The 15,933-nt window shown below is 46.9% G+C and carries 13 protein-coding genes; 5 read left to right on the plus strand and 8 right to left on the minus strand.

Going from position 1 to position 15,933, the window contains the following annotated elements; genetic code table 11:
• Positions 1-608 precede the first annotated feature (608 nt).
• Positions 609-1,916: an N-acetylglucosamine-6-phosphate deacetylase gene (locus NYE68_RS18290; protein WP_324636374.1), complete on the plus strand. Its 1,308-nt coding sequence runs from the start codon at positions 609-611 to the stop codon at positions 1,914-1,916.
• A gap of 29 nt (positions 1,917-1,945) precedes the next feature.
• Here the strand turns inward: NYE68_RS18290 and NYE68_RS18295 are convergent, their stop codons facing one another.
• From NYE68_RS18295 to NYE68_RS18305, 3 genes are all read right to left on the minus strand, one after another.
• Positions 1,946-2,920: a LacI family DNA-binding transcriptional regulator gene (locus NYE68_RS18295; protein ID WP_007407368.1), complete on the minus strand. Its 975-nt coding sequence runs from the start codon at positions 2,918-2,920 to the stop codon at positions 1,946-1,948.
• 68 nt (positions 2,921-2,988) lie between these two features.
• On the minus strand, positions 2,989-3,657 hold the full coding sequence (locus tag NYE68_RS18300) for a DUF6198 family protein (protein ID WP_039253782.1): 669 nt from the start codon (positions 3,655-3,657) through the stop codon (positions 2,989-2,991).
• Entirely contained in the window at positions 3,654-4,541 is an 888-nt protein-coding gene (locus tag NYE68_RS18305) for a Cof-type HAD-IIB family hydrolase (RefSeq protein ID WP_015418254.1), read from the minus strand. Before NYE68_RS18305 ends, NYE68_RS18300 begins: the two co-directional genes overlap by 4 nt.
• Before the next feature lie 489 nt (positions 4,542-5,030).
• Here NYE68_RS18305 and NYE68_RS18310 point away from each other — a divergent pair, with 489 nt between their 5' ends.
• The 3 genes from NYE68_RS18310 (at position 5,031) to NYE68_RS18320 (ending at position 8,960) form a co-directional block, all read left to right on the plus strand.
• Positions 5,031-5,888 carry a MurR/RpiR family transcriptional regulator gene (locus NYE68_RS18310; protein WP_003151588.1) on the plus strand — a complete coding sequence of 286 codons (858 nt, stop codon included), beginning with the start codon at positions 5,031-5,033 and terminating at the stop codon, positions 5,886-5,888.
• Positions 5,889-6,060: 172 nt separating this feature from the next.
• The gene (gntK, locus tag NYE68_RS18315) at positions 6,061-7,605 is read left to right on the plus strand and encodes a gluconokinase (RefSeq protein WP_015418255.1); all 1,545 of its coding nucleotides are present in this window, start codon (positions 6,061-6,063) and stop codon (positions 7,603-7,605) included.
• A 26-nt stretch (positions 7,606-7,631) separates the two neighbouring features.
• Positions 7,632-8,960 carry a GntP family permease gene (locus NYE68_RS18320; protein ID WP_064108159.1) on the plus strand — a complete coding sequence of 443 codons (1,329 nt, stop codon included), beginning with the start codon at positions 7,632-7,634 and terminating at the stop codon, positions 8,958-8,960.
• Positions 8,961-8,994: 34 nt separating this feature from the next.
• On the opposite strand, the gene NYE68_RS18325 is transcribed toward NYE68_RS18320, so the two are convergent.
• From NYE68_RS18325 to NYE68_RS18345, 5 genes are all read right to left on the minus strand, one after another.
• A complete protein-coding gene (locus NYE68_RS18325) occupies positions 8,995-9,717 on the minus strand; it encodes a lactate utilization protein C (protein ID WP_031378312.1) in 723 nt (240 codons plus the stop codon).
• Positions 9,717-11,147 (minus strand): LutB/LldF family L-lactate oxidation iron-sulfur protein, encoded by a 1,431-nt coding sequence (locus NYE68_RS18330; protein ID WP_031378311.1) that lies wholly within the window; start codon positions 11,145-11,147, stop codon positions 9,717-9,719. The genes NYE68_RS18325 and NYE68_RS18330 overlap by 1 nt, the downstream gene beginning before the upstream one ends.
• Positions 11,148-11,174: 27 nt before the next feature.
• Positions 11,175-11,891 carry a (Fe-S)-binding protein gene (locus tag NYE68_RS18335; RefSeq protein WP_007613889.1) on the minus strand — a complete coding sequence of 239 codons (717 nt, stop codon included), beginning with the start codon at positions 11,889-11,891 and terminating at the stop codon, positions 11,175-11,177.
• A gap of 182 nt (positions 11,892-12,073) precedes the next feature.
• Positions 12,074-13,264, minus strand: coding sequence for a PLP-dependent aminotransferase family protein (locus NYE68_RS18340; protein ID WP_031378310.1), 1,191 nt, complete (start codon positions 13,262-13,264; stop codon positions 12,074-12,076).
• Between the two features lie 30 nt (positions 13,265-13,294).
• Positions 13,295-14,014: a FadR/GntR family transcriptional regulator gene (locus NYE68_RS18345; RefSeq protein WP_007407377.1), complete on the minus strand. Its 720-nt coding sequence runs from the start codon at positions 14,012-14,014 to the stop codon at positions 13,295-13,297.
• Positions 14,015-14,219: 205 nt separating this feature from the next.
• On the opposite strand from NYE68_RS18345, the gene lutP reads away from it, so the two are divergent.
• The gene (lutP, locus tag NYE68_RS18350; RefSeq protein WP_324636373.1) at positions 14,220-15,896 is read left to right on the plus strand and encodes an L-lactate permease LutP; all 1,677 of its coding nucleotides are present in this window, start codon (positions 14,220-14,222) and stop codon (positions 15,894-15,896) included.
• Positions 15,897-15,933: the final 37 nt, after the last annotated feature.

A 15,933-nucleotide genomic window follows, 5' to 3' on the forward strand; every position in this document is an offset into this window, starting at 1 on the left:
TACTAATTTTTGCCGCTGGTTTTCTTATCACCTATATAAGACATTTTGACTGAACATGTTTAAATTCATATGCGGGGTGAGCCGGCCCCTAATATAGCGTAATCAGCACTTTATATATATTGTTCAAACAGAAATTCCGACGAAAGGTTTTCCACGATATATGGACTGAGCGGCAAAAAGTTAGCAGAAATATGAAAGGTTTTACTCTTATGCTGGTATCCCAGCTTAGCAACTGTACACATTTCATTTCTAATCGTTCAACTCCAATGACTCCACAAGGTTCTATACCCGGAAGTCATATTCCATTTATTAAAGCTATTGACATGAAACCAATTCCACAAATTAAACTCGTGGAGAACACTAGTTGGCGTAACACGAAACAGTATAGAAGCATTTGTGGCGTTACAGCTAGTGTTTTTGAGTGTTTAAAGGAGAGTTTCAGGATACAAATAACAATAACGAGAACATCAGATGTAGAAAGTCGAATAAAAAACCTATATTTTTACAAAAAGTGATAATAAAAGGTTGATATGGTACGGGTTTCATACTTTAAGATGATGATGTGTCTTCACTGAATACTAAATAAACATTTCCAGGAGGCGTTTCCTATGCAGTCTAGCACATCATTTAACAGCCCGGCTTACCTTGAAACAAATGGAGTAATGAAAATCGCTGATATAACCTATAGTAATAACGAATGGCTGAACTTCGACATTGGAGGAGAAGGAATTTTTAAGAAATCAGGTTCTTATTTAGTTCCATCTCTTCCAGTAGAATTTCATTGTCATGGAATCGGTCACTATGATTTTAGCAATTTAGATCAATTAGATATTGAAAAGATCAATACACTAGCTGAAATAGAAGGGATTTTCTGTGTACCCTCTATTTTTCTTCCTCATAATCAATTAGATCAATTTGCAGCCTTTATGAAAGAGTTCCATACACAAAAGAGAAAGGGACGTTACCGTAATATTTTAGGTATTTCACTAGAAGGACCATTATTGGCCAGCTTTGCAGGCACACCGGAAAAAGGGAATTGGGCACCCTTAAAAGAAGAATGGGAAAAGATCGCTTCTTGCGGAGAATACGGTCTTATTTATACTGTACTGTCCCCAGATGCTATGACTAAAAACTCCTATCTAAAGAAATATATGACAGAAGAACATCCGAGTTTAGAATGGATTGTGGATACACTTGTGGAGGCTGGAGTAAAACCGGCGCTGGGTCACTTCCAAAAAGCATACCCGGAGGAAACCTCTGAACTTATAATGAAAGTTATAGATACAGCGCAAAAACGCAGCAATTACACTGGATCAGATGCCGTTTTAACAGATCATTTGTTTAATGATATGCCAAACAATTTTAAACACACCTGGAGAACACCCCAAGAAAGAGTACATAGATTAGAGGGGTTAAAAGATGCTCGGTTAGATAAATGGAACATAGATAATATCAACACACTTGTCGGAGAAGTTCCCGGTACTTTGATGAGAGCCGCGAAAGAAGGTTTACTAACCATTTGTATGAATTTTGATAGTGAACATGTAGACTTAGAAGTTGCACGACGGGTTGTAGAACTTGTTGGCTCTAAGGGTATTATAGCAATGACAGATCGCATTGACACAGATTCCATGTGCGGCCAATCACTGGAGAAAATTGAAGGGAATAATCTGTGGTATCAAGGGAAAGGGTATGTAGCAGCAGGGTCTTACACAATTGATCGGCTTATGCATAATATTCGTGCTATAGGTTTTAATGAGAAAGTTGTATGGAATATGACATCATTTGTACCATTAAAAGCTTGTCATTTCCTAAATGAACTTGAAAACCTATCCATGAAGCCCTTCAGTTTTATAGATGAAACGAAAAAAAGAGCTCATTTCAAAGCGCCTGCCCCAGAGCTGGTTCTGCGCTAAGCAAAAAAGACCACCATAAAGTGGTCTTTTTAAGTTGACTTTCTTTTCATAAGTTTTAGGTTCAACTTATTTATATTGGGGACATCTTTGTTATTCATTAAGTTATATAATAAATTTGCTGCTGTTTGTCCCAACTCTTTAATAGGTTGATGTATCGTTGAAAGTTCTATTACCTTAGATATCGGCTGATTATCAAATCCTATAACCGCCAGTTCTTCAGGTATTCGTATTCCCTGTCTTTTCGCTTCATAAATGATCCCCGCCGCAACATAATCACTTCCTACAACCATTGCCGCAGGACGAGGTGACTTATTTAGCAATAATTTTGCTATTTCTATACCATTCTCAATAGTGTACTGTTCCTCAAAGTACCAATTATCACTCCATTTCAATCCGTATTCATTTTGAAAGTGAAAAAATGATTTTTTTCTGCTTATGCCAACACCGCTCTTAGGATTTCCTATACACAGACCAATGGATTGATGTCCTTGATTTCGCAGATGATCAATTGCCATTTTGATTCCTGACTCATGATTAATAAATATATGTGCAACCTGTTTGCTTGCAGAAGCTTCACAGGAAACAATATTGCCAAACCCAGATATCTCGTCGAGTACGTGAGGGGGGCTTACACAGGATCCCAAAATAAGACCGTCAATAAGTTTGTATTTCAGTCTGTTAAAAAACTCCATTTCTTGTTCAGGATCGTTATTTGATTGGTGCACAAGTAAACTGTAATTATGTTTATTACACTCTTCGCCTATTCCGGCAATCAGTTTACTGAAAAACGGATGGTTGATTTTAGGAACAATGACTCCGAATACATTTGTCTTCCCCCTGGATAGGTTAATCGCGTTGAAATTCGGTACATAATTTAATTCCTTCATAGCTTTTAACACAGCGTCCCGCTTCTCAGGTTTTACATAAGGATGATTATTGAGAACTCTGGAAACTGTTGTCCGAGAAACGTTCGCTTTCTTTGCTATCTCTGTAATGTTTGTCATTACTGTTACTCCTTCTTAGACAGCGTTATCAGGATTTTACACTGAACAACACAAGGGAAAATAAGCATTTAATGAATTGTTTTATCATGGCCTCCATGAATATGTGCGCCTTCCTGTCCCACACTATAGATAGAACGGGGCTTCCCCATCTTGTGTAATAGTTTGTCAAATAAACCTACTAATATCCCCAGACATAGCAGCACAATGATGGTTCCTATCCCAATCGGCCCCTGAAGAATGATTGCAAGCACAAAAGCTAAAGCTTCCCCTATCGTCTTTGTAATATTAATACCCCAACCTGTACGTTCAGTAATAGCCAACATTAATTCATCATTCGGTATCGAAGGAAAAGATGCTCTTAAATAAATAGCGATTCCCATAGCCAATATACACAACCCTATCAAAAATAAACTCCATTGAAGAATGACAGCATCTGTTTTTAAGAACGAAAGAACCTTTAGGTTTAAAAGGTCAACAAAACTTCCAATAATAACAATCGGAATAAAACCGGCTAGATTAGGAAACCGCATTTTTATGAGGCTGTTTATAAAGATAAGGATTCCTCCGACAATGAAAACCCATGATCCGATTGTAAGGCCAATGAGTTCTGATAAAGCCACGTTCAGAGCATCCCAGGGGGCAATCCCGGTATTAGATTTAATCATACATACAACCCCCACGGATAAAATAAACAATCCGGCAATATAGATTAAACACCTTTTCACAAAATGGCTCATGGCTGTATACTCCGCGGTTTAGGGTCTTCTTCTTTCGTCAGAATGTAATGATGAAAAGCATAAGATACACCACACTCATCATTCGATAACGTTTTAAAAGCAGCCAATTGAATAAGCTTCTTATCTGCATTTCCCATGGCTATCCCTATTCCTGCTGCATGAAACATAGGCAGATCATTTAAATTATCACCTATTGCGATTGCATTCCGCGCATCCGTTCCATAATGTTCACAAAGTTTATTTAATGACGCTCCTTTATCTACTCCTGCACTTGTGATTTCAAGATTGAATGCTCCTGAACTCGTTACGGCACACTTCTTCAGTTGTCCAAAATATTCTTTAGCTTTTTTTAATTTTCTTTGGTTTGGCGAAACGATCATACATTTTATGACATACCGATAATCGATAGGGTCAATTGTACCCGGTATTTCCTCTAACCCGTATTGATGGATTTGAGCTTTAATAGAATTCCAAAATACTTCTTGATTAAAATGAGGTTCTTCCATTACTGTATTGTAAAGTTCTTTTTCAAGCTGCTGAATTCCTTGATTTGATACGACAATTTTGTCAGATAAGTAAAGCTGATAATAGATTTCTTCTTTATTTAACCATGTGATGATAGGTTGAATTACATCTGAATCCATAAAATGTTCGAATATTACCTGATTTCCCACATCAATTTGAGCGCCGTTTGAAGCAATAATCGGAAAATCCAAATCATATTTATTGATGATGTGTTTTGCATCAAATAAAGCTCTCCCTGTAGCGATTGTTACAAGATGACCTTGTTTTTGTCCGAGCTTTAAAGCTCTTACATCTTGTTCCTGGATAGTTAAGTTCTCTGATAACAGCGTGCCATCTAAGTCAATTGCAATTACTTTCATGTGAATTTCCTCCTCAGAGTTTAAAAATCATTGAAAGTATAATGTATGGTACGCGTTTCAGAGCAATTAGATTATTATATTAATTTGAAGTTTTTCTCCAGAAGCTGATTAGACCTGTGCTTCTCAAGTGTTCTCCTGCTTAATGATCCTTCTCTTTTGATCAATCCAGTTAATAAAGAACTGACTGCTAATGGCGGAACACTAATTTGAAGAAATTCATCTGGAACTTCAAGCGCTGGCAACTCACTAGAAACTGAACTGTAACAGGACAGCTTACACTTATGGCCGGCGACTTGGGCACCGGCACTTTTCAGAGAACGATCACTTTTTGTAAAAACCGGATGTATGAAGTGTCATTGAGGCGGTGTCCCCGATATACTTTTCTCTTTTCTTTCATTTGCGGTAAAGAAAACAAAACCTGATTCCCTTATGACAGAACTTGCTTTATCATAAAAGTATGCGTTTACATTCGAGTAGGGAGGTTATAGCATGACCCCTGTGAATTCAAGCAGCATCGGGAAGATTCAGGCGGCCAGCAAAGGTTTGTCGCCAAAATTAAGAGCGATTGCAGACCATATCGTGAAGGAACCGAAAGACGTGGTTCACCTTTCCATCATTCAGCTGGCGGAAAAAACGAAAAGCTCTGAAGCGACGATTTTCAGGCTGTGCAAACGGCTCGGTTTTTCCGGCTATCAGGATTTAAAAATCGCGCTTGCTCAGGAGATCGTTCAGGAGCCGGTGCAGCACATTCATGAAGAAATGAGCCCCGACGACGATATTGAAGTCATCATCCGGAAAGTTTTCCGCACAAACATTTCCGGTCTGACCGATACCTTTCAATTATTAGATCCGGCCGACGTTGAAAAAGCGGTAGAAATGATCCACCGCGCAGACAGAATCGAATTTTACGGAAACGGCGGTTCCGGGCTGATCGCCACAGACGCGTATCACAAATTTATGCGTACGGGTATAAATTGCATCGCGCACACGGATTCTCACTTTCAGGCGATGTCGGCGGGTCTTCTCGGTCCCGAAAGCGCAGTCATCGGCATTTCTCATTCGGGAAGCAACAAGGACGTGCTCGACGCGGTGAAAACGGCCAAATCGCTCGGCGCCGGCACGATCGGCATTACAAGCTACCAAAAGTCGCCGCTCACCCAGATTTCCGACGTGGTGCTGTATACGTCAACAAGGGAGACGGCTTTCAGAACGGAAGCAATGTCCGCAAGGCTTGCCCAGCTGTCGGTCATTGATACCCTGTATTTCGCCACGGCCCGGCTGCGGCAGGAGAAAACGCTCGCCAACTTGCAGCAAATCAGAAAAATGATCGCGCACAAACGTTTGTAATATTTATTTTTCAAAAGAGAAAATGCCGATACAGCGGGAATTGAGGCAATTTTATGAAAAAATTTTTCTTCTTCATCGTTGATTTATAAAAAAATTATTCCTATAATTGACTTTGTAAGGGCATACATTATCAATCTATCTTATTATTCAATCAGATTAGGCGGGATATATTATGAAGGAAACCCAAGCTGTTATCGGTCTGGATATCGGCACGACCAGTACGAAAGCCGTTCTGTTCGGACCAAGAGGCACAGTATTAGCCAAGCATTCGGTTCACTATGATTTGATACAGCCAAAGCCGGCATGGGCCGAGCAGGATCCTGAGCACATTCTGGAAGCGGTTATCGGAAGCATCAGAGGCGCCGTCACAAAGGCCGGACTGAGCCCTGACAATTTGCTTGCAATCGGTATCAGCACCGCCATGCACTCATTGATAGCTGTCGATCAAAACGGCGGCCTGCTGACCAAAAGCATCATTTGGGCGGACAACCGCAGCGCCGAGCAATCAAAACGGATTTTAAAAGAGATGAACGGTTTTGATATTTATAAAAGAACGGGTACGCCGATTCACCCGATGTCTCCGCTTTCCAAAATTGTGTGGATGAAAGAACAGGACAAGGAGACATTCGCGAAAACCGCCAAATTCATCAGTATTAAAGAATATATTCTGCACGAGTTTTTCGGAACTTATGTCGTCGATTATTCGATCGCTTCGGCAACGGGGCTGTTCCGTTTAGATACGCTTTCCTGGGATGAAGAAGCGCTCCGGATTGCCGGAATCCGGGAAGATCAGCTGTCGGACATCGTGCCGACCACTCATCAGCTGCGCGGCCTTGCGCCGGAAATCGCTGCACGGATGGGCATTCATGCGGATACACCGTTTATTATCGGCGCAAATGACGGCGTGCTCGCCAACCTTGGAGTCGGCGCGATCGGCAAAGGCGAAGTGGCCGTTACGATCGGAACAAGCGGAGCCGTGCGTTCGGTGACGGATGCGCCGATTACGGATGAAAAAGCGCGGACATTCTGTTACGCACTGACTGACAAGCATTGGGTCATCGGAGGCCCGACGAATAACGGAGGCATTATGCTGCGCTGGCTTCGAGACGAATTCGCTTCTCCGGAAGTCGAAACGGCGAAGCGGCTCGGCATTGATCCGTATGATTTAATGATTGATATCGCTGATAAAGTGCCCGCAGGCTCTGAGGGATTGCTGTTTCTGCCGTTTTTATCAGGGGAGCGCGCGCCGTTTTGGAATCCGAATGCCCGCGGAACGTTTTTCGGCATCAGCCTCCGCCATAAACGGGAGCATTTTATCAGAGCGGTGCTGGAAGGCGTCATCATGAGCGTCTTTTCAATCGGTGTCGCACTGAGAGATTTGGCGGGCCCTGCAAAAGACGTGCGGGCATCGGGAGGATTTGCGAGATCGCCGCTTTGGAGGCAGATTTTGTCCGATACGATGGGACGGGAAGTCCTCGTTCCGGAAAGTTACGAAGCCTCGGCGCTCGGAGCGGCCGTCCTCGCTTTGCACAGCCTTGGCGAAATGGAACGGATCGAGGATGTTCAGGACTGGATCAGAATTTCTCACCGCCATGAACCGAACGTCAAAAACAGCGAAACATATATTGAGCTGTTTTACTTATACGAGCGGCTGTATGACAAGCTCAAAGATGAATTTGACGTCATCAGTGAATTTCAGCTCAAACAAAGCCGTTAATTCTTCTTTGAAAGGGTGAAAAGGTCATGTTACTGTTTATTGTCATTGCCGCTATTATCGTTTTACTCTTATTGATTACGGTCGCTAAATTAAATCCGTTTATCAGTCTTTTGATTACATCCATCCTTGTCGGTTTCGCAACGGGCATGAATCTGCCGGACATTATCGCTTCGATGAAAACCGGGCTCGGCAATACGCTGTCGCTGCTTGCGATCGTGCTGGCCCTCGGTACGATGCTCGGAAAAATGATGGCTGAATCAGGCGGTGCGGAGCGTATCGCCCACACCCTGATCGGCCGCTTCGGCAAAAAGAAAGTGCATTGGGCGATGATGGCCGTCGCTTTTATCGTCGGCATCCCGGTCTTTTTCCAGGTCGGCTTCGTCCTGCTCGTGCCGCTTTTGTTTACGATTGCGATTGAAACCGGGGTTTCATTAGTGACGATCGGGATTCCGCTCCTTGCGGGACTTTCCGTCGTGCACGGATTGGTTCCGCCCCACCCGGCGGCGATGGCGGCTGTCGGCATTTATCACGCCAATGTCGGAAAAACGATTTTGTTTTCTTTAATCGTCGGGATTCCGACTGCCATCATCGCGGGGCCGCTTTACGGAAAATGGATTGGTAAGCGCATTCATAAACCCGTTCCCGAACTGTTGAAAAAACAATTTATTGAACGGAATGAAAAACGCAAGCTTCCGGGATTCGCAAATACATTGTTTACGATATTGATACCGGTGATCCTGATGCTTATGGCAACGCTTGCCGAAATTGCGCTTCCGGAAAAAAGCACGCTCTATGAAACTTTTAAATTTATCGGCGACCCTGTCACGGCGCTTTTGATCGCCACGGTTTACTCCTTTTTCAGCCTTGGTTTTTATCAGGGCTTTGACAGAGAAAGCATTTTAAAATTCAGCAATGACTGTCTGGGACCGATTGCTTCCATTCTGCTTGTGATCGGAGCCGGCGGCGCTTTTAACAACGTCCTGATTGATTCAGGCGTCGGCACGTATATCGCTGACATGGCGAAACACTCAAGCTTCTCTCCCGTTCTTTTAAGCTGGACGATCGCGGCGGTCATCCGTGTCGCCACAGGTTCAGCGACTGTCGCCATGATGACGGCGGCCGGCATTGTTGCACCGATTGCATCTGTCATGCCGGGCGTCAGCAGTGAGCTTCTCGTATTGGCAACGGGAGCGGGCTCTTTGATTCTGTCACATGTCAATGACTCCGGTTTCTGGCTCATTAAAGAGTATTTCGGAATGACGGTAAAAGAAACGTTCCTGACATGGACGGCGATGGAAACGATTATTTCTGTCAGTGCGATTTGTTTTATCATGATCATTAACGCGTTTATATAAAAACAAACCCCGGCCGCAAACCGGGGTTTGTTTTTTATCGGTCATTCACGAGGATATAAGCGGCTTTAACGGGTCCGTGGACGCCGACAACCAAATCCATTTCGATATCGGCCGAGTTGCTCGGTCCAGTAATATAGTTGATGCAGGAAGGAACGGTGACGCCGTCTCTGATCTGCTGTTTCAGTATATCGCTGGCCTGTGTCATTCTCGGCACAATGGAAGATTTCGGGATGATTGCGATATAGGTGGTCGGAAGCAGGCTGACAGAACGGCCGGCATGCTCTGACGCATACAAAACGACGGTGGCTGATTCCGCAAGCGTGATCTCGCTGAATGTAATGCCCACATTCGCTTGTTCCGCTTTTTCAATATTTTTCGCTCCTTGTTCCGCGTCCCATTCCCAAACGGGAATCCCTTCATCCGGCCACTCTTCTGTCATAAGGGTCTGCAAGCCGTACGTTTCAAACCGGCTGTCCTTCGGAATGATGACAGGCCCTCCTTCAAAGCGGTTCACCTGCGTGCGCAAAGCGTCGTAAAGCCCGGCTGCATCCGTTTCGATCAGTTCGGTATGAATGTTGACGCAGTGGTCTTTCAGCATCGTGACAAGATCGTCTTCCGTACAGCCCGCATGCGTTTGATATTGGGGCTGATACTTCCATTCAGGCAGGGACACGCCTGATTTCCTGCGCTCTCTGCCCAGACTTTTGGCGATCCGGTTTAAAAAGGATTCCTGATGTGTAACCGTCCCTTTCATCATCATTCTTCCCCCTTTTGTTTTTCCCGGTCTTTAAACCAATCTCTGAATCTCGATTTATGCGGCGCCGGGAAGTCCCGTATTGCCGTCCATTCTTTTAACGGCCCCGGCCCTTTTGATATTTTGTCATCTTCCGTAAACGGCGTCATGGCGGCAGGCGCCCATTTCGATCCCATTTTATAAAGGGACGGGGATGATGAGCCGAGCCCGAAGGCTTTCATCGCCAGTTTTTCGCTGATCGGCGCTTTGCCCTCTTTTTCCACGATGTTCTGCCGATGCTTGAGCAGCAGCTCGTGCAGCGGAATTTTAACGGGACATGCTTCCGTACAGGCCGCGCATAAGGAAGATGCGTACGGGAGCTCCTTGTATTCGTCATATCCGCCGAGAAGAGGCGATAAGACGGCGCCGATCGGACCCGAATAGATGGACCCGTACGAGTGTCCGCCGACATGCCGGTACACGGGACAGACGTTGATGCAGGCGGCGCAGCGGATACATTGCAGCACCGATTGAAATTCCGTGCCGAGTATGCGGGAACGCCCGTTGTCCACAACCACGAGGTGGAATTCCTCAGGCCCGTCAGCTTCTCCTTGCTGCCGGGGTCCCGTCAGCGCCGTAATGTAACTTGTAAGCCGCTGACCGACCGCGCTTCTCGTCAGCATGCTGACGAGCACTTCAAACTCAGAAAATGACGGAACGATCCGCTCCATTCCCATCACGGTGATCTGCGTCTTCGGCAGCGCGGACACAAGGCGGCCGTTTCCTTCGTTCGTCACGAGACTGACCGAACCGGTATCCGCGATCGCAAAGTTGCAGCCTGTAATGCCGACATCCGCTTCGAGAAATTTTTTCCGGAGAACGCTGCGCGCGTGCATGACGAGCTCTTCCGGTTTTTCCGTCTGTTTGTATTCGAGTCTCTCTTTAAACACGTCACGGATCTGCTCTTTGTTTTTGTGAAGAGCGGGAGCAACGATATGTGACGGCGGATCGTGATCGTCAATCTGGAGAATGTATTCGCCGAGATCCGTTTCTGTGACTTCACAGCCCTCTTCCTCAAGCACTTCGTTCATATTGATTTCTTCTGTCACCATGGATTTGGATTTTACGATTTTTTTGGCGTTTTTCTGCCGGATGACATCGCGGATATAGGAGGACGCTTCTTCCGCCGTTTCGGCGAAAAAGACGTGTCCGCCTCTGTTGGCGACATTTTCGGCGAGCTGTTCCAAATAGAAATCAAGATTGTCCAGCACATGCTGTCTGATTTCTTCCGCATGGGAACGCCAATCCTCCCAGTTTCCCAATTCTTCGGCCGCCTGAAGCCTTCTTATCCTGAGCCGTTCCTGCGCTCCGGAGACGGCTCCTCTCATAAACTCATTATCTATTCCTTCTGATACCCGCTCTTTAAAAGCGGCGGTACCGATTTTCATCGCCATGATTTTCCCCCCTTGTTGTTTCTCGTGTTATCTGCTGTTCAGCACTTCGGCGATGTGCATGACTCTGACGTTTTTATCCTTACGGTCAAGACGCCCGCCGATATTCATCAGACAGCCGCAATCCGCCCCGATCAGCACTTCGGCCTCCGTGTCTTCCACGCAGGCGACCTTCTCATCCACCATTTGTTCAGAGATTTGCGCCATTTTCACAGAAAACGTTCCTCCGAATCCGCAGCATTGGTGCTTTCCGGGAAGCGCGGTCAGCTCGAGCCCCTTGACATGGCGCAAAAGCTTCATCGGCTCCTCCGACACGCCGAGCAGCCTCGTCATGTGGCATGATGTATGGACTGTCGCTTTTTTATGCAGCACCGCCCCGACATCCTCCACCCCGAGAACGTTGACGATAAAATCCGTTAACTCATATGTTTTGTCCGCAAGCTGCTGCGCTTTTGCCGCCCACTTCGGATCGTCCTGAAACAGATGCGGATATTCACGGAACATCGTCGTACAGGAACCTGACGGACTGACGACGTACTCCGCTTCTTCAAACGCGGCAATCATCCGCTTCATCGCTTTTTTCGCATCCGTCACATACCCGCTGTTGTATGCGGGCTGCCCGCAGCAAATCTGCCCCTCGGGAAAATCCACCTCACACCCGAGCCGTTCCAGCACCTCAACCGTCGCCTTTCCGACATTGGTCTGGAACATATCCACAAGGCACGTGACAAATAATGAGACTTTCATGATGAACCCCTCTTTCATCCTCAATATGTGATCCGGTCATCTGATGACCTGTTTTTGGGAAAGCTCTATGAATATCCTACACTATTCTGAATATGGATTGGAAGGTTTTTCTGAAAAATCCTTTCGTCCGATGCGCTGAAGGGGACAAAAAAAAGAGAAGCCCGAAAGCTCCTCAAGCTGCTCTACATCCCGTTTTCCAGCAGACGTCCCAGTTTTTGCACACCCTCTTTTATCGCGGCTTTACCGGCATAACTGAACGACAGGCGAAGATATTCCGCACCGTCTTCCTGATGCAGAAAAAAATATTTACCGGGGACATAGGAAACGCCGTGAGAAAGAGCCCTCGCCAGCATTGCGGATGTATCCGCTCCCGGCGCTTTCACCCATACAAAGTAACCGCCTTCAGGCACGTGCCAGGATGCGGATTCCGGAAGATATCGCGCTGATGCGGCGAGCAAAACGTCACGTTTGCTTTGATATGCTTCCCGCAAGGCGGTGAGCCGTTTTTCAACATTCGTTTGTTCCAGATAGACGGCGGTCACCGCTTGGGAAAACGGGTGGCCTAAGTCTTTTTTTAACCATGACAATGCCGTGATGAATGCGGCGTCCCCTGCAATCCAGCCGATCCTCATACCCGGGGCGATGACTTTTGATAATGAACCGGCGTACAGCACCCGGCCGTTTTGATCCATGGCTTTCAAGGGCGGCGGAATATCGGTGAATCCGAGCTCGCCGTATGCATCATCCTCCAAGATGAGAAAATCATACGTTTCGGCAAGCTGAAGCAGGCGGGTTCTCCGCTTCGCTGACATTACGGTTCCCGCAGGATTCTGAAAAGCGGGTATCGTGTAGAGAAGACGGGGAAGCAGAAGCCCTTTTCGTTTTCTTTCCTCAAGCATGAACGCTAATGTTTCTGTTTGCAGGCCCTCTTGATCTGTCGGAATGCTCATGATATGCGGTGTATAATTTTTAAAAATCTCGAGCGCTTCCATGTAGACCGGAGCTTCAACGGCAGCGGCGGTTTGTTCATCGAGGAAAACCCGTGCAGCCAGATCTATCGCCTGACAGGCGCCTGACGTCACGAGCAGCTCATCGTCCCGACAGTGAATTCCGCGGATGGCTAACCGTTCTTGAATCTGCTTTTTTAAAACGGCCGTCCTCGGGCTTCCCATATAATGTAGCGGCAGATCGCGCTCCTCATCCAGAAGGCGGGCGGCGGCTTCTTTCAGTTCCTTATCAGGAACGAGTGCGGGATCGGGATAGCCGGAATGCAGGGGGATGCACGCTTTCGGAACTGCCGGCATCCATTCCCCTGGAGGATCGTTTGTCAGAGCTTTCTTTACATGGTCAGAAAAAAAAGATTCGGCCTGCATGTGATGTTATCCCCTTTCACAAGTCAGCTTCTATACATTTTCTTCAAAATAAGCCCCCAGCACGTCTTCCACATTCGTCAGGTGCGCGGTCATCGCGGCTTCCGCTTCATCCGCGTCTTTGGCGGCGACGGCACTGTAAATGCGTTCATGCTCTTCATACAATCGCTGCACGCTCGTTCGTTTAGAAAACAGCCAAATTTTTCTCGTTTCTCTCATCGTTTCCAAAAGGAGCGCGGAGACATGATTCATGAGATGCTTGAGCAGCCCGTTTTGTGATGCTTCCGCCAGCGCCATGTGAAAGGAGAAATCCGCTTTTTCGCCCAATTCTTCGTCTCCGTCAATGTCTTTCATCTCCAGGAGAGCCTGGCGGATTTTTTGTAAATCGTCTTCGGTGCGTTTTTCAGCGGCCATGGCGGCGACGCCGAGTTCAAGCAGCTTTCTGACTTCGAGCAGCTGTTTGACGTCCTCTTTTTTCATCAAGAGGGCGGAAGAAAGCGGCTGGGAAACATGAGACGGCTCAAATTCTCTTATGTATGTGCCTTCTCCCTGCTTCATGTCGACGAGCCCCATCGCTTTCAAAGCCGACAGCGCTTCTCTCACCGCCGAGCGGCTGACCTGAAAACTCTCAGAAAGCGCCTGAACGGAATCAAGCTTTTCACCCGGCTTAAGCTCGCCCGCTTTTATCTTCTCCAGCAATGCGTCAGCGACTTCCTCGTAGATTTTTTTCGTTTTAATTTGTTTATATTTCAACGCGATCACCCCGTCACTTGTGAATCTTGATGTTTATCGTCTATTATACTTCTTTTTTTGTATTGCCGACAGGTTCAGACAATTTGTTCAAGAAAAGTATTGTACTTTCAAAACTTTCAAAATATAATGCTAATTAACCCGGTCATCAGATGACCTTATCATAAAAAGTAATCGCTTACATGACATAAGGAGGGGTTTTTTAGGGATGCAATGGACACAGGGGTACGCTCCTTTAGGGGGAAATTTGCTTTTATCGGCAGCTTGCGCGCTCGTGCCGATTATCTTCTTTTTTTGGGCGCTTGCGGTGAAACGGATGAAGGGGTACATCGCGGGGCTTTTAACGTTAGCCGTTTCACTTTTAATCGCTGTATTTGTTTACGGCATGCCGGCGGAAAAAGCGGTGATGTCCGCTTCTCAGGGAGCGGTATACGGGCTGCTTCCGATCGGCTGGATTATCGTCACATCGGTCTTTCTGTATAAAATCACCGTGAAAACAGGACAGTTTGAGATTATCCGGAGTTCGGTGCTCTCAATTACAGATGACCGGCGTTTGCAGGCGCTGCTCATCGCCTTTTCATTCGGGGCGTTTTTAGAAGGCGCCGCCGGTTTCGGCGCTCCCGTCGCGATCTCGGCCGCTTTGCTCGTCGGACTTGGTTTTCAGCCGCTGTATGCGGCGGGAATTTGCCTGATTGCCAATACGGCGCCCGTTGCCTTCGGCGCGATCGGCATTCCGATTACCGCCGTCGAAGGTCCGACCGGGATACCGGCAATGGAAATTTCTCAAATGGTCGGCCGGCAGCTTCCGTTTTTATCCGTCTTTATTCCGCTGTACTTAATTATTTTGATGAGCGGATTTAAAAAGGCTTTTGAGATATGGCCGGCCATTCTTGTTTCCGGCGTCTCCTTTGCGGCCGTGCAGTACGCAAGCTCGAATTTTTTAGGGCCTGAGCTCCCGGATGTGCTGTCGGCGCTTGTTTCCATGGCCGCGCTCGCTCTGTTTTTGAAATTTTGGAAACCGAAAACGGCCTTTCGTTTCGCGGCAGAACGGGAATCAGCAGCGGCCGCTGACCGGGCGCCGATCAAGTACGGGGGCGCCGCGGTGTTTAAAGCGTGGTCTCCTTTCCTTCTTCTTACGGCCATGATATCCGTCTGGGGGATTCCCGGCGTGAAGGCTGCCTTAACCGGTCATTATGAAGGAACGTCAATGTGGCTTTCCTGGCTGAATGCAGCCGGGCGTACATTGACCTTCACGCCTCCCGTCCCATTTGTAAATCAGCAGATTCTTCAGGCGGACGGCACGCCGATTGAAGCCGTGTACAAACTTGAGCTTTTCGGTTCAGCGGGGACGGCGATTCTGATTGCCGCCGTCATCTCCAAGTTCGCCCTCGGCATGTCGTGGAAGACATGGGGCGAAGCGTTTATAGAAACGGTGAAAGAGTTAACGCTTCCGGTCGTCACCATTGTTTCTGTTGTCGGCTTTGCTTATGTGACGAATGCTTCCGGCATGAGCACGACACTCGGTCTTGCGCTTGCCATGACGGGCGCGATGTTTACCTTTTTTTCGCCGGTGCTCGGCTGGCTCGGGGTATTTATTACCGGCTCTGATACGTCGGCCAATCTGTTGTTCGGCGGATTGCAAAAGGTGACGGCGCTCTCTGTCGGGATGGACCCGGTTCTCTCCGTTGCCGCCAATTCATCAGGCGGTGTCACCGGAAAAATGATTTCTCCGCAATCCATTGCGGTTGCCTGTGCCGCTGTCGGTCTGGCGGGCAAGGAAGCCGACCTTTTCCGTTTTACGATTAAGCACAGTCTGTTTTTGCTTCTGCTCGTCTGTCTTATTACATTTTTACAGCATCATCTGTTTTCATGGATGATCCCGTAACACGGAGAACCTCCCCGGGGTTTGGCTCGGGGAGGTT

The sequence above is a fragment of the Bacillus sp. FSL R5-0447 genome (assembly GCF_038606125.1).
In the GTDB taxonomy this organism is placed as follows: domain Bacteria; phylum Bacillota; class Bacilli; order Bacillales; family Bacillaceae; genus Bacillus; species Bacillus velezensis.